Raw genomic sequence first — 21,078 nt, forward strand, 5'->3', positions numbered from 1 at the left:
ACAAACACCTCATTTGACAGTTTTGTTAAATGCATTGAATAACTACCATCACAAACTACTTGTAATTGGTATCTTTAATAAACACCTCATTTAGAAATGATGATTTAAACCACTTTCGGTAAAGCGATTTAAATGTTTAAAAAAAGCTCAATGCGTTTTCATTACATTTGTGCAATAAAAACATCTCCTTTAATAGTTGCATTTGAAGCTACAATCGGTTTGAAAGATTATTGTCTGCCGTAGACACCTCATTCAAGTTCATTCATTAAGATAATGAATGTTGATTTGTATTCCCCTTCATAAAATAGAATGCCCGTAATAAGAAGAGATATGCGTCACCCAAAAAAATAGTTGTTTTCTTTACAATATGGTTTTAATTTACTTACAATAAGAATAACTTTTTACAAGGAAGGTCGATCAAATGACTTTATTAAATATTAAAGAGGTAACAGGTGGTTATACGAGAAATCCGGTATTAAAGGGTATTTCCTTTAATGTCAAACCGAATGAAATTGTAGGATTAATTGGACTGAATGGCGCAGGTAAAAGTACAACAATCAAGCATGTTATTGGTCTTATGGAGCCAAATAAAGGTGAGATAACAATTAATGGGAAAACATTCTTAAGTGACAAAGATGCGTATCGTAGACAATATACCTTTATACCAGAAACGCCAATTTTGTATGATGAATTAACTTTAGATGAACATTTAGAAATGACAGCTATGGCTTATGGACTCGAACGTGAAACCTTAAAAGAAAGAAAAGCACAGTTACTTAAAGAATTTAGGATGGAAAAGCGCTTAAAATGGTTTCCTGCCCATTTCTCTAAAGGAATGAAACAAAAAGTAATGATTATGTGTGCTTTCCTTGTACAACCTTCCTTATATATTGTTGATGAACCTTTTGTAGGGCTCGATCCGCTCGGAATTCAATCACTATTGAATTTAATGGAGAAAATGAAAAATACCGGCGCAGGTATCCTGATGTCCACTCACATTTTAGCAACTGCAGAAAGATATTGTGATCGCTTTGTGATCATACATGAAGGTGAAATTAGAGCGAAAGGCACATTAGAAGAGCTAAGGGTACAATTTAATATGGCTGGTGCTACATTAGATGATTTATATATCCAGTTAACAAAGGAAGAAAATTATGAATGATATACAAAGTATCTGGAAGAATCGCTTAGCGAATAGAACAAAGGAACTAAGTCGCTATTTAAAATATATTTTCAATGGCCACATCGTTATTGTAATGGTATTTCTTATTGGTACAGTGGCCTATTATTATCAAGAGTGGCTAAAAACGCTCACTTCGGATTTTCCAGTGGCAGAAATTATGGCCATTCTACTTGGTCTTATCGTTACATATAGCCCGATTTATACCTTTTTAGAAGAAGCAGATCGTGTGTTTTTACTGCCATTAGAGAATAAACTAGGTAGGTATTTCAAGAAAGCAATTTTAACTAGCTTTTTATTATCCTCCTACTTAATTCTTATTGGCTTGGCCGTGTTAATGCCGTTGTATGCAAGTGTAAATCAAGGAGATTTCAGTTCGTTTTTTCCGTTTTTAATTATTTTGTTGTTAGTAAAAGGTGTGAATATGCTTATTCGTTGGCGAGTCCAATATGAGATGGATTATACAACCCATTTAATTGACTCATTTGTTAGATTCGTCATTAATGTTGCGTTGTTATTTTTCATATTTAGCTCAGCACATATTGGGTTCACGATCGCCACTATAGGTATTCTCTTATTACTTTATTTGTATTTTTATCAGAAAACAAAAGGAAAAGGATTAAAGTGGGAATTCTTAATTCAATCGGAAGAGAGAAAAATGGCCAAGTTTTATCGTGTGGCAAATATGTTTACAGATGTACCACATTTACGTGATCAAATTAAGCGGAGAAAATGGTTGGACTGGTTATTACAATCGGTTTCCTATCAGCAGGAAAACACCTTTCATTATTTATACTTAAGAACTTTTCTCCGAACGGGAGATTATCTAGGCATCTTTTTCCGTTTAACAGCCATCGGCGGTGTGTTGATTTATTTTATTAATAATGGAATCGCGCAAATTGTTATTGCCATGCTTTTTATCTATCTAACTGGGTTTCAACTCGTGCCATTGTGGAGACAACATCAAAATAAATTATGGATAGATCTATACCCAGTCGATGTTAAAATTCGAGAAAATTCATTTAAATGGTTAATTGCTCGTGTGCTGATCATTCAAGCCATCATTTATGCGTTACTCATTATGATAAAAGGGAATTTCTTTGTAGGTTTTGGTGTGCTCGTCTTAAGTGGGTCAGTAGCCGTTGGTTATGCATATCTTTATATGATGAAAACATTGCGTTCTCAACCGTAAGCTGATAGAAAGTAATAATTGATAATGGAGTGTGGTGATATTATGGGGAGTTATGAGGAGGCTGTCTCAAGAGAAGTAAAAGATTGGCTTTATCAAATGCGGAAAAAGTCAAGATTATGGAAAAGAACCTCCAAACAGGCCCAAGATAAATTCAATGGATTAATCCCAGAAAAAGCTCATCACTTGATAACAGATGCGATAAAGCATATGGTAAAAGCTACATTATGGGGGAGTGAATATACAACAAAGAGACCTTCTCAAATAGTGGTTACATTACAGGAACAAGATGAAAAGTTAACAGAGACGTTGATTAAATATAGAAATACGGCTTCCGTTGAAGGAGCAGGAACAGGTGCTGTAGGTTTTATAGGTGGGTTAGCCGATTTTCCACTGCTTCTTAGCATAAAAATGAAGTTCCTATTTGAAGCAGCAATGATATATGGCTTTGATACTTCAGAATATGAAGAAAGATTATTTTTACTTCATATTTTCCAATTAGCATTTTCAAGTGATGATAAACGCAGAGAAACAATGGATATCATTGAAGATTGGGAAAATAGGAAAGTAGAACTTGTAGATATGGATTGGCAGGTATTTCAACAAGAATACAGGGACCATATTGACTTAATTAAAATGCTACAAATGATTCCTGGGATTGGTGCGGTCGTTGGTGCATATGCTAATTTTCACTTATTAGAACAATTAGGGGCGGTCGCTAAAAATGCTTATCGGTTAAGAAGAATCCAACAAAATAACTGAACTAAGTGCCACAGATGTTACTTCTGTGGTTTTTTGTTATTAAAACATATTTCCCGGGGAATTCCGACAAAAAAATTGGCCATGTCGAATGGTGATACACACAACTTTTTCTCCCAAACATATTTTAAAGTAATCCATTAGGGCAGATGCCTAATAAATGGATGAGGGGGGAGAATGACGAACATGGGCGTCGAATTAACAGCAATACATTGGATTTATGTTGTGTTTATTTTGTTAATTATTGGATTTATGGTCGCTAGAAGAGATACAACCTTTATTTGTATAGTCGGGATATTCTTAATCGCGATCACAGCAACGAATTCGATTAATTCTTCGATCAGTGGAATTTTTAACAGTTTTATTTTTGCTATTACGGAATTATTACCTACAATATTAGTCATCTCAATTATTGTAGGTATGAGCAAAACATTAACATCAACTGGCATTAATGATGTCATGATTTCACCATTTACTAAACTGATTAAAACACCAACATTAGCTTATTGGGTAATAGGTATTTTAATGATGGGAATTTCATGGTTCTTTTGGCCGTCTCCAGCAGTTGCTTTAATTGGTGCAGTGTTATTACCAGTGGCTTTAAGAGCAGGTCTGCCTGCATTAGCAGTAGCGATGTCAATGAACTTATTTGGTCATGGTATAGCATTATCAGGAGACTTTGTTATTCAGGCTGCTCCTAAACTGACTGCAGACGCAGCAGGGTTACCAGTTGGTGATGTCATCTCAGCAAGTATTCCACTCGTCATTGTTATGGGGGTTGTGACCACCTTAACAGCGTTTTTCTTTATTAAGAGGGATATGAATTCAGGCAAACTTAATATGTCAACAGCTATGACGGAAAGTACAGATTTACCAACTGATTTACCGCAAGCAAACCTACTTACACCTATACAAAAAAAGATTTTTGCTATTCTTATTCCCATTTTATTTGTGATTGATGTGGTTGTTATGTTTTTATTCGACCTTCAAGGAGGAGATGCGACCGCTTTAATTGGGGGTACAGCCATTCTCATTTTACTCACGATTACATTATTTTCTCATAGACAAAAAGGCCTCGAAAAAATAACCACTTATTTAGTCGAAGGATTTCAATTCGGGTTTAAAGTATTTGGACCAGTGATTCCAATTGCTGCATTCTTTTATTTGGGAGATGCTGGGTTTCAGGCAATCATCGGAGAGCAGCTTCCTCAACATTCACATGGAATCGTCAACGATTTAGGCTTTGCACTTGCATCTGTTGTACCATTAACTGCACAAGTTGGTGCGATTACATTAACGGTAGTAGGAGCAATAACTGGTTTGGATGGATCAGGTTTTTCAGGAATATCTTTGGCTGGATCTATTGGTAGTTTGTTTGGTACAGCGATTGGTGGTGGTGCAGCAACATTAACTGCTTTAGGTCAAATTGCAGGAATTTGGGTAGGTGGCGGGGCGTTAATTCCATGGGCAATGATTCCCGTTGCCGCTATATGTAAAGTGGATGTATTTGAGTTAGCGAGGCGTAATTTTCTTCCTGTCGTCATTGGCTTGATTGTGACAACAATTGTAGCGATGTTTTTAATATAGTGATATAAAATTGATAGGGCTGAGGCGAAGTGAAGTAGCCTCAGCCTTTTTATAAACATTTCGTCGCGAGCGTTTTTGTCTATTACTGTAATTGACTGATGTTTTTTTTAAGTGGGAAAGCTTTTATTTATCTGCCGTTTGTATATAATAAAAACTGGTATATGCAGGATCTGATAGTAATTCTTTCTTACTACTTTGTTCTTCCTGTATTTTTTTTGCTATAGGATTTGTACTTTCCCAGTTCTTATATGAAGATTCGGAGTCCCAGGCTGTAATAATTACATAAGTATGACCTTTCATCGGAGTTAAAACCCTAGCTGCTTGGAACCCATTTGTATTTGTAAAGTTTGAAGAGAATTGCTGAAATTTGAATTCGAAAATGGGTTTTCCTTCATCAGTTAAGGGGATATATTGAATAGCAATAAATTTACTTCTATGAAGGTCTCCAGTTGAATCATGGATGTGATAAGATTTTGGTTGTTGAAACTTACTTTTTTTGCTTTCTGTTTCATGTACTAATAGGGTATTCTGACTATTTTGCATGAGAACGATATTCTCATTACTGAATTTTTCCATCAGTGGAAGTAGAAAATTTTTAGTGCCGCTTGTCATATAAAGATTCATTACTTTCACCTCGATTTTGATGATAAAAACGTCAAATTTTCGACATTTGAAGCGGGTACTGTACAATAAACACCGAAAAAAGTTATAGTTAATGTGAACATTTACTAAATAAGAATAATTCTAAGCTTATTTGTATGGAAAATACATAAGGCAAATGAAAGGTGGACTTAATTTAATGACTATAAATGATACATTCCTTAAAGCGGCTCGAGGAGAAAAGACTGATTATGTGCCTGTGTGGTATATGAGACAAGCAGGCAGATCACAGCCGGAATATCGCGCAATTAAGGAAAAATACTCTTTGTTCGAGATTACACATCAACCTGAATTATGCGCATATGTAACAAGACTTCCTGTAGAACAGTATAACAATGATGCCGCTATTTTGTACAAGGATATCATGTCACCGCTTCCAAGTCTCGGTGTGAAAGTTGACATAAAACCTGGTGTGGGTCCAGTCATTGATGAACCAATTCGTTCGATGCAAGACGTTGAGAAGCTCGGCGAGATACATCCTGAAGAAGATGTTCCATATATTCTAGATACGATTAAGTTATTAACAAAAGAGCAATTAACTGTGCCGTTAATTGGTTTTACCGGTGCACCATTCACATTAGCGAGTTATATGATTGAAGGTGGACCTTCTAAAAATTATTATAAGACAAAAGCGTTTATGTATTCAGAACCAAAAGCATGGTTTGCACTAATGGATAAATTAGGTGAAATGGCAATTACATACGTAAAAGCACAAATTAAAGCAGGTGCTAGTGCCATTCAAGTTTTTGATTCGTGGGTTGGTGCATTAAATGTAGAAGATTATCGTATTTATATTAAACCTGTCATGGAAAAAATCTTCTCTGGCTTGAAAGATGAAGGGGTACCACTTATTATGTTCGGTGTTGGCGCGAGTCATTTAGCGAATGAATGGAATGACCTTCCAATTGATGTTGTAGGCCTTGATTGGAGGTTGCCAATTAGTGAAGCAAGGTCAAGAGGTATTTCAAAGACAGTGATGGGGAATTTAGAGCCAGCCTTGCTACTTGCTCCGTGGGAAGTAATTGAGAAAAAGGTCCGTACTATTCTTGATGAAGGAATGAGTCAACCCGGATATATTTTCAACTTAGGACATGGCGTCTTCCCAGAAGTAAATCCTGAGACATTAAAAAAACTCACATCGTTTATCCACAGTTATTCTAAGGAACAATTTGGGAAATAATAAAAGAAAAAGTAATCATTTTTAAAGAGGTGTAAGAATGAATAAAGAAAAAATTGGTTTGTTAGTAATGGCTTATGGAACACCTTATAAAGAAGAAGATATTGAACGTTACTACACACATATTAGACATGGTAGAACTCCATCGGAAGAGATGTTAGAAGATCTAAAGAGTCGCTATAAAGCGATTGGAGGAATATCGCCATTAGCAAAAATAACTGAGAATCAAGCGCTATCACTTCAAGAGCATTTAAATCAAATTCAAGATCAATTTGAGTTTAAAGCTTATATCGGATTAAAGCATATAGAACCATTCGTTGAAGATGCAGTTCAACAAATGCATGATGATGGGATTACTAAAGCTGTCAGTCTTGTTCTTGCACCACATTATTCTACTTTTAGCATTAAATCTTATAATGGACGAGCAGAAGATAAAGCTCAGACGCTTGGCGGTCCAACTATTTACTCAGTCGATAGTTGGTATAAGGAACCGAAATTTATTCAATTTTGGGCAGATGGTGTGAAGAAGCAAATTGCTAAAATGTCAAGTGAAGAAAGAGATCAATATATTTTAATTGTCTCTGCACATAGCTTACCAGAAAAGATTAAAGAATATGGTGATCCATATCCTGAACAACTACAAGAAACGGCTGAGTTAATTGCTAAAGAAGCTGGCGTTCGTGAATTTGCTGTCGGTTGGCAAAGCGAAGGAAATACACCTGACCCATGGCTAGGACCTGATGTGCAGGATTTAACAAGAGATTTACATGCAAAAAAAGGCTATAAAGCATTTATTTATGCACCAGTCGGTTTTGTCGCTGATCATTTAGAAGTCTTATATGATAATGACTATGAATGTAAGGTGGTTACAGATGAAATAGGAGCTGCCTACTATCGTCCAGAAATGCCAAATAGTCATCCAGCGTTTATTGATTCTTTAGCAACAGTTGTCTTAGACAGAATGAAAAATAAGTAATGAGTTGATTGCAACCGCTTTTTTTATTTTCATAAAGGAGCGGTTACTTTTTTAAGGATTTTTTTGACAATGTGAACAGTTTGGTCATAGAGAGGGGAGAAGTAGATGGCCATTGACCGTAAACAATTAATTATTCAAGCTGCCACAAAATCATTTTCTCTTTTTGGCTATAAAGCTACAACAATGGAGCAGGTAGCCAAAATCGCTAATGTAGGAAAAGGGACAATATACACTTTCTTTAAAAATAAAGAAGAATTATTCGATGAAATTATTACGGCACTTATTAGAGAAATGAAAATAGAGGCAGAGCAGGTTTTGTCATCGGATTTATCATTACAAGAAAATTTACATTTAGCTCTATATCGTATTTTGGAATATAGACTAGAGCATCAATTAACAATTAAGCTGTTCCAAGAGGGAAAAGAAATGGGGACCACTGCAGTTATAGAGATGACGAACAAAATAGAAAGAGAAATCATTTCTTATATAGGAGAAAAGGTAAAAACATTAGGTATTGATAAAGGAGAAATAGAACCGTGCGACCCTGAATTGACTGCCTTTATTATGTTAAAGTTATACATATCACTCATTTTTGATTGGGAAAGACAGCATGCTCCACTTTCGAAAAGTGAAATCGCTGAGCTTATGGAAAGGTATGTGTTTAAAGGGCTTATAAAATCATGAATATAGAATGGAATCATCATCAAATCAGCTCGCACATCAAGTGTGGGCTGGTTTTTTGTTTCTAATAAAGTGATTTTAGATAACAGTTATTTGCATCGTGTTTATTTAAAAGGTAAATCTAAGCAGCGGTAAAATATTGTGAGAATTAGCTTACTCTAGCAAAACCAATCTTCACTCAGCGGGTAAAAGGGTCCTGCCTTAAATAAGTCATTCTGTTTGAATAACAGAAATGATGCCGAGCAAATAGAGTTTGCAAGTCACTCAAAATCGGAAATTGGAAATGAGAGCTGAGCAAAGGTGATTTGCCTCTTACTCAGATCAAAAACAGGAAAAGAAATGGCAAGCTGAGATTTTTCTTAACAGTATTTATTCTTTTCACACATGGATTCAAAAGTCATTCATTCTAGATGGATCGTTGAATTCGGAGCATGCTCGTTACTACTATTCATTATCTGCAATTATTGTCTTCTTTTCTAAGTTACTATTATAGATTTGAGATGTTCTATTTCCATAAAAATGATTTATTCAAGTGGTGTCGACAGGATGCCACAAGATGTTGAATTGGGAGTAAAACAAAAAGAAGACTTGCTAAGGGGAGCACGCCTTCTTCTTCCAATGTTATATATTTAAGGGATGGGAAACTAGCATTCTACAAATCTGAGACACCTAAACAATGGTCACACTTATTACCGTAACATTCATGTTGCTCTTCGATGGACTTCCCGCATTCAGTACATTGCTTTTGTGGGAGATTCCTAAAGAAATCTAAAATGTTTTGAACCATGGTTGAAGCCTCCTAATCGTTAATTGAATTGTTTTGATATTTACATTGTATTATAACAGTTTAATATAGTCAACAACTGTTTCAATACAAATTAGAAAAAATGAAAAAATGGGCATAATTTAGTATAGTTAGAGATGAATCAAAAGGAGGGAAATGCAATGAAATTAACGGTTATAGGTGCATGTGGAGGTTATCCAAAAGTGGGAGAAGCAACTGCTGGGTATTTATTAGAGCATGATGATTTTACATTATTAATTGACTGTGGAAGTGCTGTTTTATCCAAAATGCAAGAGATTAAACAACCAGAGGAGTTAGACGCAGTCATACTTTCCCACTACCACCCAGATCATCATGCTGATATAGGTGTACTTCAACACGCTCGATTAATTCAAGGATACTTAGGAAAAAAAACAAGTATTTTACCGATTTATGGGCATGATGAAAATGAATATGAATTCCAAAAATTAAATTATAAAAATATCTCAGAAGGTGTACCTATTAAAGAAAGCCTACCATTAACAGTTGGCCCCTTTACAATTACTTTTCAACGGACCAACCACCCTGTATTATGCTATGCGATGCGCATAAAAGTAGATAATAAAGTAATTGTATATACAGGTGATACTTCATATAAAGAAGAGTTAGAAGGATTCGCTCATAAAGCAGATATACTTCTATGTGAGTGTAATTTTTATGGACATCAAGAAGGTAAAAATGCGGGACATATGAATAGCTATGATGCTGGTCGGTTAGCACAAATAGCCAAAGTGAAGCATCTTCTATTAACCCATTTGCCCCATTATGGTAATATAGAATCGTTAAAGGATGAAGCTTTAACAGAGTACAACGGACCGATTAGTCTAGCCGCTTTTGGCATGACTTTTGAAATTTAAAGGAGTGGGTACCATGAAATTTATAGATAATCAAGGAATTACAGATCCTCGCATTAATTTAGCTATTGAAGAATATGCGTTGAAGAATTTAGATATTAATGAATCATATCTATTGTTCTACATAAATAAACCATCAATCATCATTGGTAAAAACCAAAATACGATTGAAGAAATCAATACAGAATACGTTGAAAAAAATGGATTGCATGTAGTGCGCCGTTTATCTGGTGGCGGTGCTGTATACCATGATCTTGGTAATTTAAACTTTAGTTTCATCACAAAGGATGATGGCGAAAGCTTTCATAATTTCTTGAAATTCACTGAACCAGTGATTACTGCTCTAAACAAGTTAGGTGTAAATGCAGAATTAAGCGGTAGAAATGATTTGACAGTAGAAGGGAGAAAAATTTCTGGAAATGCGCAGTTCTCCACAAAAGGGAGAATGTTTAGTCATGGAACATTAATGCTCGATTCAGAAATAGAAAATGTTGTCTCCGCACTTAAAGTGAAAAAGGATAAGATTGAATCAAAAGGAATCAAATCTATTCGCAGCCGGGTAGCAAACATCTCTGAATTTTTAACGGAAAAAATTTCTATTGAAGAATTTAGACAATTAATTTTACAGCATATCTTTGAAGGTAGTGAAGTAAGTGAATATCGCCTAACAGAAAAAGACTGGGAAGAAATTCACAAAATATCAGAACAAAGATATCAAAATTGGGAGTGGAACTATGGCAAGTCACCAAAATTTGATTATGAGCATTCTAAGAGATTCCCAGTAGGTTCTATTGACATTAGACTGAATGTAACAAAAGGACAAATTACTGAATGTAAAATTTACGGTGATTTCTTTGGTGTCGGAGATGTAACCGATATTGAAGAAAAATTAGAAGGCATCCGCTACGAAAAAAGTGAAATTGAAAAGGCGCTAGCTGGTATAAATATAAAACATTATTTCGGTAATATCACAATAGAAGACTTTGTGAATTTAGTATATTAAAGCTGTATCAGTCTGTGAATACTAAGGCATGAAAGTATTTTCACCGTTAAGGATGAAGAACTTTTATGCTTTTTTATTTTATTAATAAAGAAAAAAATAGTGTAGATCTTAGTAGACTACTTGAATCCTGAAATTTCTTTTAATATAATAAATTTAGAAAATTTATATTATAAAAATGAATGACTATTCATTCAGAAAAGAGGGAGAAACTTGAATTTAACAAGTCAGCTTCACAAGATTGCCTTAGAAAATGGGGAAAAAAATGCGTATTATTTTATGGATCAAGCAAGTACATACGCTGAGCTCGATGAACAAGTAACAAGGTTTGCATCAGGACTTTCGTCATTAGGTATAAAGGAAGGCGATCATATTGCCTTGCTACTTGGTAATTCGCCGCATTTTGTTATTAGTTTATATGGTGCGTTAAAGCTAGGGGCAAAGGTAATACCGATAAACCCTATCTATACGCCTGAAGAAATTGGCTATATTTTAAAAGATGGCGATGTAAAAGCGGTGATTATGCTTGAGCAATTATTACCATTAGCAGAAAAAATGCATCATTTATTAACCGATATTAAGCATTATATTGTCTGCGAAACCGGTCAAACAAGTGGACTTCCAGCTCTGGGAGATAAGTCGGTATTTCCTAAATTGAAATCGTTTTCAGAGCTTGTTTCCAATGGGGATGTAACATTTGCTGATGCAGATGTGACACCCGATGATGTCGCGATTATACTCTATACATCAGGAACAACAGGCAAACCTAAAGGAGCCATGTTAACTCATCGTAACCTGTTTAGTAATGCGAGTGATGTCGCGGACTATTTGCAAATTAATGAACGTGACACGGTGATTACAACCTTACCTATGTTTCACGTGTTTTGCTTAACGGTTGCTTTGAATGCACCTCTTATAAGTGGAGCAACGATCTTAATAGACCCTAAATTTAGTCCGAAAGAAATTTTCCGTTTAGCGGAAAAATACAAGCCAACTGTTTTTGCCGGCGTTCCTACAATGTATAATTTTCTTTATCAATATCCTGAAGGCAACCCTGATGTCTTCCAATCTATGAGATTATGTATTTCTGGAGGTGCTTCACTACCTGTTGCATTGTTAGAAAATTTCGAGAAAAAATTCAATGTGGTTATTTCTGAAGGCTATGGGTTATCAGAAGCTTCTCCGGTCACATGCTTTAACCCACTAGATCGTCCACGGAAACCGGGGTCGATTGGCACATCTATTATTCATGTTGAAAATAAAGTAGTTAATGAATTGGGAGAAGAGGTCGCTGTAGGTGAAGTAGGGGAGCTTGTTGTGAAAGGCCCTAACGTTATGAAAGGATATTACAAAATGCCTGAAGAAACAGCTGCCTGTTTAAAGGAAGGTTGGTTATATACAGGTGACCTAGCTAAGAAGGACGAAGAAGGATACTTCTACATTGTTGACCGTAAGAAAGATATGATAATTGTTGGCGGCTATAATGTGTATCCAAGGGAAGTAGAAGAGGTTTTTTATGACCATCCTGACATTGTTGAAGCGGCTGTTTTAGGTGTACCTGATCAGAATACAGGAGAAAAAGTTTTAGCCTATATTGTACCTAAAACTGAAAATTTAACGGAGGCACATTTATTGGCCTATTGTAAAGAAAAGTTAGCTAAATACAAAATCCCTTCCTCTATAGAATTTTTAGAAGAATTGCCGAAGAATACAACAGGAAAGATACTGCGTCGTGCTCTAAAGAAAAAGGTCTTAGAAAATCAAGAAGCATAAGTTAAAAAAACATGTTGACAAAAGATTCTAAATATTTTAGAGTTACTATATCAATTAAATAACCACTATCTAGAGAGGTGGAGGGACTGGCCCTACGAAGCCTCGGCAACAGACTTAGCATCGAAAGTACTGTGCCAATTCCAGCAAGCTAGTATTTTAGCTTGAAAGATAGGAAGAGAATGAAATATTTATGAGCGTACGTTACCTCTTCCTTTTTAGGAAGAGGTTTTTTTATGGCTGATTGGACCACCAAAAGCGATAAACATTCTTAGCACAATTGATAAATACATTATTATGCTTCTTTTGTAGAAGCGTTAGAGGAGGTAATGGCAGTATGAGTTATAAAAAACAAATGATATTGAATGCATTTGAAATGACAAGTGCAATGCACAATTCTCATGGGCTATGGAAGCATAAAGATTCCAAACGACATCGTGCCTATAAAGATATTAATTATTGGATGGAATTAGCCAAAACACTCGAGAAGGGAAAATTCGATGCTGTCTTTTTTGCGGATGTATTAGGTGTTTATGATACGTATAAAGAAAGCAAAGAACCTTCAATTAATGATGGATTACAGTTTCCTGTTAATGATGGGGCGTTTGTCATCCCTGCTATGGCTGCAGTGACAGAGCATCTGTCATTTGCATTAACGGTGAGTACAACATATGAGCCACCTTTTGGGCAGGCAAGACGATTTTCCACATTAGATCATTTGACAAAAGGAAGAGTGGCATGGAACATCGTTACTTCCTATCTTCCTAATGCAGCAAGAAATTTTGGTTTCAAAGATATGATCAAACACGATAAGCGTTATGAAATTGCCGATGAATATATGGATGTCGTTTATAAACTGTGGGAATCAAGCTGGGAAGATGGAGCGGTGATAGAAGATACAGAACAAGGGCTATTAATCGACCGTAAGAAAATCCATGAAATTCACCATAAGGGAGAATATTTTGAAGTCGAAGGACCGCATTTAACAGAACCTTCACAACAAAGAACACCTGTTTTATATCAAGCAGGGACTTCTCCTAAAGGTCGTGCTTTTGCAGCAAAACATGCAGAATGTGTATTTGTAGGTGGGCCAACTCCTGAAAGAGTAAGACATTATACAGAGGATATTCGAAAACAAGCGGCTGAATATGGCAGAAACCCGGAAGATATTAAAATATTCACTTTCCTAACAGTCATTGTAGGTAAGACAACTGAAGAAGCGGAAGAGAAATTTGCTGAATACAACCAATTATGGAGTGCAGATGCAGCGAAAGCACAGTTTGGGGGCGCAAGCGGTTATAATGTTGCGGAATTTACAAAGGATGAGTTAGATAACCCATTTGAATTTAAAGCTACAGAGCATGGGCATTATAAAGCTGCTTCATTAACGAAAGATGCGAAGAAAAAACTATCGATTAAAGAAGCGATTTCAAAATTAGAAGGATTAGATAGAGACAACATAATTGTCGGCAATCCATCAGAAGTAGCAGACCAAATTCAATATCAGTTTGAAGCCTCTGGGGTCGATGGTTTTAATTTAAATCATTTAGTAACGCCAGCAGATTTGGAAGATTTTATTGAGCTTGTTATTCCGATTCTACAAGAACGTGGTTTATATAAAAAGGAATACAAACAGGGTACGTTAAGAGAAAAGCTTTTTACTCACGGCTCGCCTCTTTTACCGAGTGGTCATCCAGGAAGTAAATTTCGTAAAGGCGAAAAAATAAACAATTAAAATAAGAGGTGAAGGGTATGAGAAAAGTTTGGTTACTATTTTTTGTACTGATTTGTTGCACTGTTTTAAGTGCATGTGGGGCATCAGGTTCATCCGGCGAAGAAAAGAAAGAGATGGTATTAGGGGCGACAGTTCCTTATAGTGATATGCTTGAGCAAGGTGTAGCACCACTACTTGAGGAAAAAGGGTACAAAGTAGAAGTAAAGGAATTTAATGATTATGTTCAACCGAATATTGCTTTAGATAGTGGAGATTTGGATGGTAATTTATTTCAACATAAAGTGTACTTAGAGAATTTTAACTCTGAAAAAGGGATGGATCTAGTAGATATTATTTCTGTTCCTACAGCTCCAATTGGTATATATTCAGAAAAATTCAACTCCCTTGAAGAAGTGAAAGATGGCAGCACGATGGCCATTGCTAATGATCCTACAAATTTAGCGAGAGGATTAACAGTTGCGCGTGATGCTGGTTTAATAGAATTGAAAGATGATATAAACCCAGTCAATGCAACAGTTAATGATGTATTATCTAACCCGAAAAATTTGAAATTCCATGAAGTAGATGCAGCCCAACTGCCAAGGTCTCTTGAATCAGTTGATCTTGCTGCTGTTAATGGTAACTTTGCGGTTGCTGCAGGATTAGATTTAACAACAGCCATTTATCGTGATCAAATTCCTGAGGAAATCCAAAATAGAATGGTTGTACGTAAAGAAGATAAAGACGCCCAAATGGCAAAGGATATTATTGAAGCCATAGAGTCGGAGGAATTTGCAAAAGTAATTGAAGAAAACTTTAAAGGTTTTCATAAGCCAGAATGGATGGGCGAATGAGTAAATCATCTTAATTTTTTAAAAAATAATTGACAAATATTGATAAATATTATAGAGTAAATGATATAAAATTTAATATGATTTTTCTTATCCAGAGAGGTGGAGGGACTGGCCCTTTGAAGCCTCGGCAACAGGCAATTTATTGCACTGTGCCAATTCCAGCAAGCTGTAGCTTGAAAGATAAGGAGAGATAAAGAACGGAACTTTAACCTCTTCTTGTCGGAAGAGGTTTTTTATTTTGCATGATTTAATCACCAAGGGATGATCTCCTCTATACAAATGCTGTTTTTAAACTGATTAAACCTATTAGTTAAGTTGGAATTATAGTTGCTGATTGGACCTCCAAAGGCAGTAGTGCAGCTAGATTTACATCAATGGGAAAAATCGGCAATGGTAGTCAACCATTGTCCACCAAAATGTTGCGATATAAAGGAGGACGAAAAAATGAAAAGAGTAGAATCAACAGTTATACCAGGTGCGGATTCTTTTTATTATGAAGGTGGAGACATTGGTATTCTCCTCATTCATGGCTTTGTTGGAACACCACAGAGCATTGAGGACTTGGGTGCGGAACTTGCAAATAGGGGTTTTACTGTTCATGCCCCAAGGCTAACAGGACATGGAACAAAAAGCAGAGATTTAGAGTTATATGGTTATGATGATTGGTTCAATGATGTCGTTACAGCTTATAAACAATTAAAGGAGACATGCAAACAAGTCTATTGTTTAGGTCAATCTATGGGCGGTGCATTAGCGCTGTTGTTAGCTAAGAAATATGGAGAGCTGGACGGATTGATCCTAATTAATACTGCACTGACATTACCAGATTACGAGTATTTAAGATATTACGATGAGAAACACTATATTGACGAAGGTAGCCCAGATATCAAAAATCCGACTATACATGAAATTACTTACGATCATATTCCAGTAAAAGCAGTTCACTCTTTACAAAAGGTAATGAGTGACGCAGGAAAAAGTTTATCTCAAATTCATTGCCCAATATTATGCTTTAAGTCTATCCATGATCATGTTGTACCTCCAGAGAATACAGATCGTATTTTTATAGAAATTCAAACAGATCATAAATGGCTTCGGGTCCTCTACAACTCATACCATGTAGCATCCATGGATTATGATCAGTCCAAAATTATTCAGGATACAACAGAATTTCTAAATACGATAAATGAAGAAAAAAGGAACACTGAGTGGGGGGGAAAAGAGGTTGGCTAAGTTTTTACAAAAAGCGATAGCAAAGAGAAAACAAACCTTAATCAACCTTATGCTTACTATAGATGAAATAAAGTTCAAGCGACATGAATTAGAACAGTTAACACTTACAGAAATAGAGGAGCTTGTAAAAAGACTAAAATAAGTCCCATAAAGGAGAATTTTATGGAAAAACACATTGATCAAGATAAAATTCATACCATTCTCACAACATTAAAGGAACTCGAATATGGTTGTGTCACCATTACTGTACACGAAGGAGATATTACCCAAATTGACATTACCGAGAAGAAACGATTTGCTTTGAAAAAGAAACAACAAAATAAAAAATGATGGAATGAAACAATTGAAAAGGAGTGAGTTACATGCAGTCAACAATTAGTCATCGAGCACCCAATGTAGCTAAAAACCTATCAGGCTGCATGTATTTGAATCTTCCTGACTTTCACTTTATTAGATGGTGTTGTCAATCTTTTAATATTAATAAAGGAATCTTCCATACGGTTGAACAATCACTTTATGAAAAAGGGTTGCATTCAATAATTGTTAGAAGACTGTTCGTCATCGCGTTTTTAGATTTTGCCTCGAATCAAATTGAAAATCGAAACAATAAAACGAGAATTATATTTGGAAAAGGTGGTTTAAGTAAAGCACTTGATGATTTTTTTATAAAATATGATCACTAAAGGAGAATTAAAAATGACGGCGAAAAGAATGTACCTCAATGCTTTTGATATGAACTGCGCTGGGCATCAATCACCAGGATTATGGACACATAAGGATGATCAATCTTCTACTTATAAAGACATATCATATTGGACACATTTGGCTCAAGTACTTGAAAAGGGACGTTTTGATGCCATTTTCCTGGCAGATGTGCTTGGTACATATGATGTTTATCAAAATTCAAGAGAAGCGGCGGTTAAACAAGGGGTACAAGTGCCAGTTAATGATCCTGCTTTCGTTGTCCCTATAATGGCGCAAGTAACAAATCATTTAGGGTTTGGTCTAACGGTTTCAACTAGTTTTGAACATCCATATGTATTTGCAAGGAGGATATCCACGCTCGATCATTTAACAAAAGGAAGAATAGGTTGGAATATTGTCACTTCTTATTTAAATAGTGCTGCACTAAATATAGGACTAGATCAACAAATCAGTCATGATGAACGTTATGAGATAGCTGATGAATATTTAGATGTTACATATAAACTGTGGGAACAAAGCTGGGAAGACGACGCAGTGGTTTTAGACAAGGAAAAAGGGCTCTATACAGATCCAAGTAAAGTTCACGATATTAACCATGAAGGGAAGTATTTCAGGGTGCCAGGGGCACATCTATGTGAACCTTCTCCACAAAGGACACCGGTTATTTTTCAAGCGGGTGCATCTACAAGGGGGAGAAAGTTTGCTGCTAAACACGCAGAGTTGGTCTTTATAAGTGTGCCGACAAAAGAAGCCGGTAAAGTAATAGTCGATAAAATTAGGGAAGCAGTAAGAGCGGAAGGGAGAGACCCTAGTGAAGTAAAAATCCTTTCTCTCGTCACGCCTATTATCGGTGAAACAGAGGAAGATGCTAGAGCGAAGTATGAAGACTATCAAAACCATGCAAGTTATGAAGGATCATTAGCGTTATTTGGGGGGTGGAGTGGTATCGACTTCTCAGAGTATAAAGCAAATCAACCAATCGAGTACGTTAAAAATGATGCCATTCAGTCAATCGTTGAAACATTTACGAATATTGATTCTACAAAGAGTTGGACGGTCGATGACATTGCCAAATTTGTTGGTGTCGGCGGGATGGGTCAAGTGGCTGTTGGTACAGCACACTCTGTTGCTGATCAATTAGAAGGATGGAAAGAAGAGACAGGAGTTGACGGGTTTAACGTTGCATATGCTGTCACTCCAGGTACATTCGAAGAGTTCGTTGAGCATGTCATTCCAATCCTACAAGATAGGGGGCTCGTAAGAAGAGAGTATGAAGAAGGTACCCTAAGAAAGAATTTATTTGGGTATGACCATTTGCCAGAGCATCATTATGGTAAAAAATTTAGTAAGTTGACAGTTACAAAATAGGAGGCGTCTGAAGATGACAAATGTTGTAATCATATCGGGAAGCACATCAAACAATTCCCGTTTAAACGGATTAGAGCAAGAAGCGATTGCCTTTTTAAACAAAAAGGACGTGTCATATGAGCAAATTACAGTAAGGGAGTTACCTGCTGAAGATTTAATTCATGCCAAATTTGATAGCCCGGCAATTATCGCAGCGAATGAAAAAGTAGAAAAATCAGATGCTGTAATTATATTAACACCTGTATTTAAAGCGTCTTATACAGGTGTACTAAAAGCTTATTTGGATTTATTACCTCAAAAAGGCTTCGTTGATAAATCTGTATTACCGCTTGTGATAGGGGGCTCATTTGGACATTTACTTATGATTGATTATGCATTGAAACCAGTTATATCCAGTTTAGGAGCAGAAACAGTCCTTCAGGGTGTATATGTTTTAGATAAAGAGATTGAAAGAACAGAAGATCATCGTTTTTTTGTCGAAAATCATGTAAAGGAAAGATTAGATAAAGAATTAAATCGTCTGCATTCTTTATTGTCTATGAAGGAATTACAACTAAAATAAGTGAAAATATATTTTTTGCCGAACAACTCCTGTTTGTTCGGCTCCTTTAATTGTTTGAAAAAACTATGAGATACAATGTTTTTTCTAAATGTAGAGTTGCAAATTGCTCCGAGAAGATAAATTTTAGCTATTGGTTTTGCCACTACTTTTAAGGATTGAGGCATAGATTATATTATCATTGAATTTTTTAAATGGGGGTTGATGATGTGACAATAATGAAATTAAGTGACGGTACAAGTATTTATTTTGAAGATGTAGGTAATGGTGAACCGGTCATTTTTATTCATGGTGTATGGATGAGTGGTCGATTCTTTGAAAAGCAGATAGAATACTTTAAGACTGATTATCGTGTGCTAATACCAGATTTACGAGGACATGGTCAATCAGAAAAAGTCCATCATGGCCATACCATTGCACAGTATGCCGAAGATATTAGACAATTTATCACAAATTTAAAACTAGAGAATGTGACCCTTATTGGCTGGTCGATGGGAGCATTTGTCATATGGGAGTACTTAAAGTTATTTGGTGATAAACATATTAAATCGACAGTTATTGTAGATGAACTTGCCTCCGATTTTAAATGGCCTGATTTCTCAATAGGCGCCTTTGATATGGAGACTTTAACTAGTTTTATGAGAGAAGTGCAAAGAGACCAAAAAGCCTTTTTAAAAGGATTCATTCCACTAATGTTTAAAAAAGAATTAAGTCAAAGCGAGCTAGATTGGATGCTTGAAGAAACGACAAGATTACCTGCTTCCGTTGCAAGTGCTATTCTGTTTGATCAATCAGTCGTTGATTATCGCAGCTCTCTACCCGATTACGACATTCCCACACTTCTATGCTTTGGTAAAGAAGAAAAGTTGATCCCAGTAGCGGCAGGCAAGCATCTTTTAAATGCTTTACCGAATGCAAAGCTGCATATATTTGAGGAAAGTTGTCATTGTCCTTTTCTAGAGGAAGCTGATGTTTTTAACAAAGTCGTAGATAACTATATTAAAGGTTTATAAAGAAGGTAACTAGCTTTTCTTCATAAGGAAGGCTAGTTTTTCTTTTGAATTTTTTATAGGTGAATGGCTTTGTTTTATATTTGAAAGGGTTTTCATGATTTAGTGGCGAATATTGTTATGAATATTTTATATATGTAAAGGAGCTAGAGTATGGAACACATTCAATTAGATATCAACGATTATATTGCTACAATAAAATTAAATCGTCCTGATGCGTTAAACGCATTTAATTATGAAACATTAATTGAGCTACAACAGCAAGTAGAAAATGTTCGAGCAAACCCAGAGGTGAGAGTAGTTATTTTAACTGGGACAGGCAATCGTGCATTTAGTGTTGGTGCAGACCTAAAAGAAAGAAGAAATCTTACCGATGAGGAAGTAAGGCGAAACCTATATAAAATGGGGGACGTTTTTAATATGATTGCAGAGTTGCCTCAGCCGACGATTGCAGCTATTAATGGTTTTGCGTTTGGTGGCGGTTTAGAGCTTGCTCTATGTTGTGATTTTAGATTTGCGGCGGATGTAGCTAAGGTAGGCTTAACTGAAACAGGTCTAGCTATTATTCCTGGAGCGGGAGGGACGCAAAGGCTTCCTCGCTTAATTGGTGAAGCAAAAGCAATGGAATTAATACTCACAGCGAAGAGATTATCAGCCATAGAAGCAGAGCAATACGGTATCGTAAATGAGGTATGCAATGAAGATACATTGTTCGATACAGTCATACAATTTGCGAGTAAAATGCTTAATAACGGCCCAATCGCACTTAAACAAGCAAAGTTTGCTGTAAAACAAGGAATGAATACTGACTTACATACAGGATTACATATAGAAAGAAAAGCTTATGAAGTGTTACTGCCTACAAAAGACAGAGTAGAAGCATTACAAGCCTTTGCAGAGAAAAGAAAGCCGAATTTCCAAGGAAACTAACTGTTTTAAAAACCCTTTAACCACTATTTATTCATTAGTTGTTAAAGGG

22 protein-coding genes and 2 riboswitches are annotated in these 21,078 nt (G+C 35.8%); of the genes, 20 read left to right on the plus strand and 2 right to left on the minus strand.

The window, feature by feature from the left end; all coding sequences use genetic code 11:
* Positions 1–421: 421 nt before the first annotated feature.
* The 4 genes from LG276_RS08130 (at position 422) to LG276_RS08145 (ending at position 4,715) form a co-directional block, all read left to right on the plus strand.
* Complete coding sequence (locus tag LG276_RS08130) at positions 422–1,162, plus strand: ABC transporter ATP-binding protein (protein WP_404294005.1); 741 nt, start codon at positions 422–424, stop codon at positions 1,160–1,162.
* The gene (locus LG276_RS08135) at positions 1,155–2,372 is read left to right on the plus strand and encodes an ABC transporter permease (RefSeq protein ID WP_251161293.1); all 1,218 of its coding nucleotides are present in this window, start codon (positions 1,155–1,157) and stop codon (positions 2,370–2,372) included. The genes LG276_RS08130 and LG276_RS08135 overlap by 8 nt, the downstream gene beginning before the upstream one ends.
* A gap of 42 nt (positions 2,373–2,414) precedes the next feature.
* Positions 2,415–3,131, plus strand: a complete 717-nt coding sequence (locus LG276_RS08140) for an EcsC family protein (protein ID WP_404294007.1) — start codon at positions 2,415–2,417, stop codon at positions 3,129–3,131.
* Positions 3,132–3,314: 183 nt separating this feature from the next.
* A complete protein-coding gene (locus LG276_RS08145; RefSeq protein WP_404294408.1) occupies positions 3,315–4,715 on the plus strand; it encodes a hypothetical protein in 1,401 nt (466 codons plus the stop codon).
* Between the two features lie 123 nt (positions 4,716–4,838).
* Here LG276_RS08145 and LG276_RS08150 read toward each other — a convergent pair whose 3' ends face one another.
* The gene (locus LG276_RS08150) at positions 4,839–5,339 is read right to left on the minus strand and encodes an antibiotic biosynthesis monooxygenase (protein WP_224937664.1); all 501 of its coding nucleotides are present in this window, start codon (positions 5,337–5,339) and stop codon (positions 4,839–4,841) included.
* A 175-nt stretch (positions 5,340–5,514) separates the two neighbouring features.
* Between LG276_RS08150 and hemE the strand changes: the two genes are divergently transcribed.
* The 3 genes from hemE (at position 5,515) to LG276_RS08165 (ending at position 8,212) form a co-directional block, all read left to right on the plus strand.
* Positions 5,515–6,555, plus strand: a complete 1,041-nt coding sequence (gene hemE, locus LG276_RS08155) for a uroporphyrinogen decarboxylase (RefSeq protein ID WP_224937665.1) — start codon at positions 5,515–5,517, stop codon at positions 6,553–6,555.
* Positions 6,556–6,592: 37 nt separating this feature from the next.
* Positions 6,593–7,528, plus strand: coding sequence for a ferrochelatase (gene hemH, locus LG276_RS08160; RefSeq protein ID WP_224937666.1), 936 nt, complete (start codon positions 6,593–6,595; stop codon positions 7,526–7,528).
* A 105-nt stretch (positions 7,529–7,633) separates the two neighbouring features.
* Positions 7,634–8,212 carry a TetR/AcrR family transcriptional regulator gene (locus tag LG276_RS08165; RefSeq protein WP_251161295.1) on the plus strand — a complete coding sequence of 193 codons (579 nt, stop codon included), beginning with the start codon at positions 7,634–7,636 and terminating at the stop codon, positions 8,210–8,212.
* 649 nt (positions 8,213–8,861) lie between these two features.
* Here LG276_RS08165 and yhfH read toward each other — a convergent pair.
* Positions 8,862–8,996, minus strand: coding sequence for a protein YhfH (gene yhfH, locus LG276_RS08170; protein ID WP_095369898.1), 135 nt, complete (start codon positions 8,994–8,996; stop codon positions 8,862–8,864).
* A gap of 158 nt (positions 8,997–9,154) precedes the next feature.
* Here yhfH and LG276_RS08175 point away from each other — a divergent pair, with 158 nt between their 5' ends.
* From LG276_RS08175 to LG276_RS08235, 13 genes are all read left to right on the plus strand, one after another.
* Positions 9,155–9,889 carry an MBL fold metallo-hydrolase gene (locus tag LG276_RS08175; RefSeq protein ID WP_224937668.1) on the plus strand — a complete coding sequence of 245 codons (735 nt, stop codon included), beginning with the start codon at positions 9,155–9,157 and terminating at the stop codon, positions 9,887–9,889.
* 13 nt (positions 9,890–9,902) lie between these two features.
* Complete coding sequence (locus LG276_RS08180) at positions 9,903–10,889, plus strand: lipoate--protein ligase (RefSeq protein ID WP_224937669.1); 987 nt, start codon at positions 9,903–9,905, stop codon at positions 10,887–10,889.
* 210 nt (positions 10,890–11,099) lie between these two features.
* Positions 11,100–12,659: a fatty acid--CoA ligase family protein gene (locus LG276_RS08185; protein ID WP_404294010.1), complete on the plus strand. Its 1,560-nt coding sequence runs from the start codon at positions 11,100–11,102 to the stop codon at positions 12,657–12,659.
* Between the two features lie 62 nt (positions 12,660–12,721).
* Positions 12,722–12,834: riboswitch (SAM riboswitch) on the plus strand.
* Between the two features lie 159 nt (positions 12,835–12,993).
* A complete protein-coding gene (locus tag LG276_RS08190) occupies positions 12,994–14,391 on the plus strand; it encodes an LLM class flavin-dependent oxidoreductase (RefSeq protein ID WP_404294012.1) in 1,398 nt (465 codons plus the stop codon).
* A 17-nt stretch (positions 14,392–14,408) separates the two neighbouring features.
* Positions 14,409–15,224 (plus strand): MetQ/NlpA family ABC transporter substrate-binding protein, encoded by an 816-nt coding sequence (locus LG276_RS08195; RefSeq protein ID WP_404294014.1) that lies wholly within the window; start codon positions 14,409–14,411, stop codon positions 15,222–15,224.
* Between the two features lie 84 nt (positions 15,225–15,308).
* Positions 15,309–15,411, plus strand: a riboswitch (SAM riboswitch).
* A 257-nt stretch (positions 15,412–15,668) separates the two neighbouring features.
* Complete coding sequence (locus LG276_RS08200) at positions 15,669–16,457, plus strand: alpha/beta hydrolase (RefSeq protein ID WP_404294017.1); 789 nt, start codon at positions 15,669–15,671, stop codon at positions 16,455–16,457.
* A complete protein-coding gene (locus LG276_RS08205) occupies positions 16,450–16,599 on the plus strand; it encodes a hypothetical protein (RefSeq protein ID WP_157733748.1) in 150 nt (49 codons plus the stop codon). The genes LG276_RS08200 and LG276_RS08205 overlap by 8 nt, the downstream gene beginning before the upstream one ends.
* 20 nt (positions 16,600–16,619) lie before the next feature.
* The gene (locus LG276_RS08210; RefSeq protein ID WP_095369892.1) at positions 16,620–16,787 is read left to right on the plus strand and encodes a YezD family protein; all 168 of its coding nucleotides are present in this window, start codon (positions 16,620–16,622) and stop codon (positions 16,785–16,787) included.
* Between the two features lie 32 nt (positions 16,788–16,819).
* On the plus strand, positions 16,820–17,140 hold the full coding sequence (locus tag LG276_RS08215) for a hypothetical protein (RefSeq protein WP_224937675.1): 321 nt from the start codon (positions 16,820–16,822) through the stop codon (positions 17,138–17,140).
* Positions 17,141–17,153: 13 nt separating this feature from the next.
* Positions 17,154–18,530 (plus strand): LLM class flavin-dependent oxidoreductase, encoded by a 1,377-nt coding sequence (locus tag LG276_RS08220; protein ID WP_224937676.1) that lies wholly within the window; start codon positions 17,154–17,156, stop codon positions 18,528–18,530.
* A gap of 13 nt (positions 18,531–18,543) precedes the next feature.
* Complete coding sequence (ssuE, locus tag LG276_RS08225) at positions 18,544–19,092, plus strand: NADPH-dependent FMN reductase (protein ID WP_224937677.1); 549 nt, start codon at positions 18,544–18,546, stop codon at positions 19,090–19,092.
* Between the two features lie 206 nt (positions 19,093–19,298).
* A complete protein-coding gene (locus tag LG276_RS08230) occupies positions 19,299–20,102 on the plus strand; it encodes an alpha/beta fold hydrolase (protein ID WP_251161301.1) in 804 nt (267 codons plus the stop codon).
* 150 nt (positions 20,103–20,252) lie between these two features.
* Entirely contained in the window at positions 20,253–21,029 is a 777-nt protein-coding gene (locus LG276_RS08235; protein WP_224937679.1) for an enoyl-CoA hydratase-related protein, read from the plus strand.
* Positions 21,030–21,078 lie beyond the last annotated feature (49 nt).

Source organism: Cytobacillus kochii, assembly GCF_044790165.1.
Taxonomy (GTDB): domain Bacteria; phylum Bacillota; class Bacilli; order Bacillales; family Cytobacillaceae; genus Cytobacillus; species Cytobacillus kochii.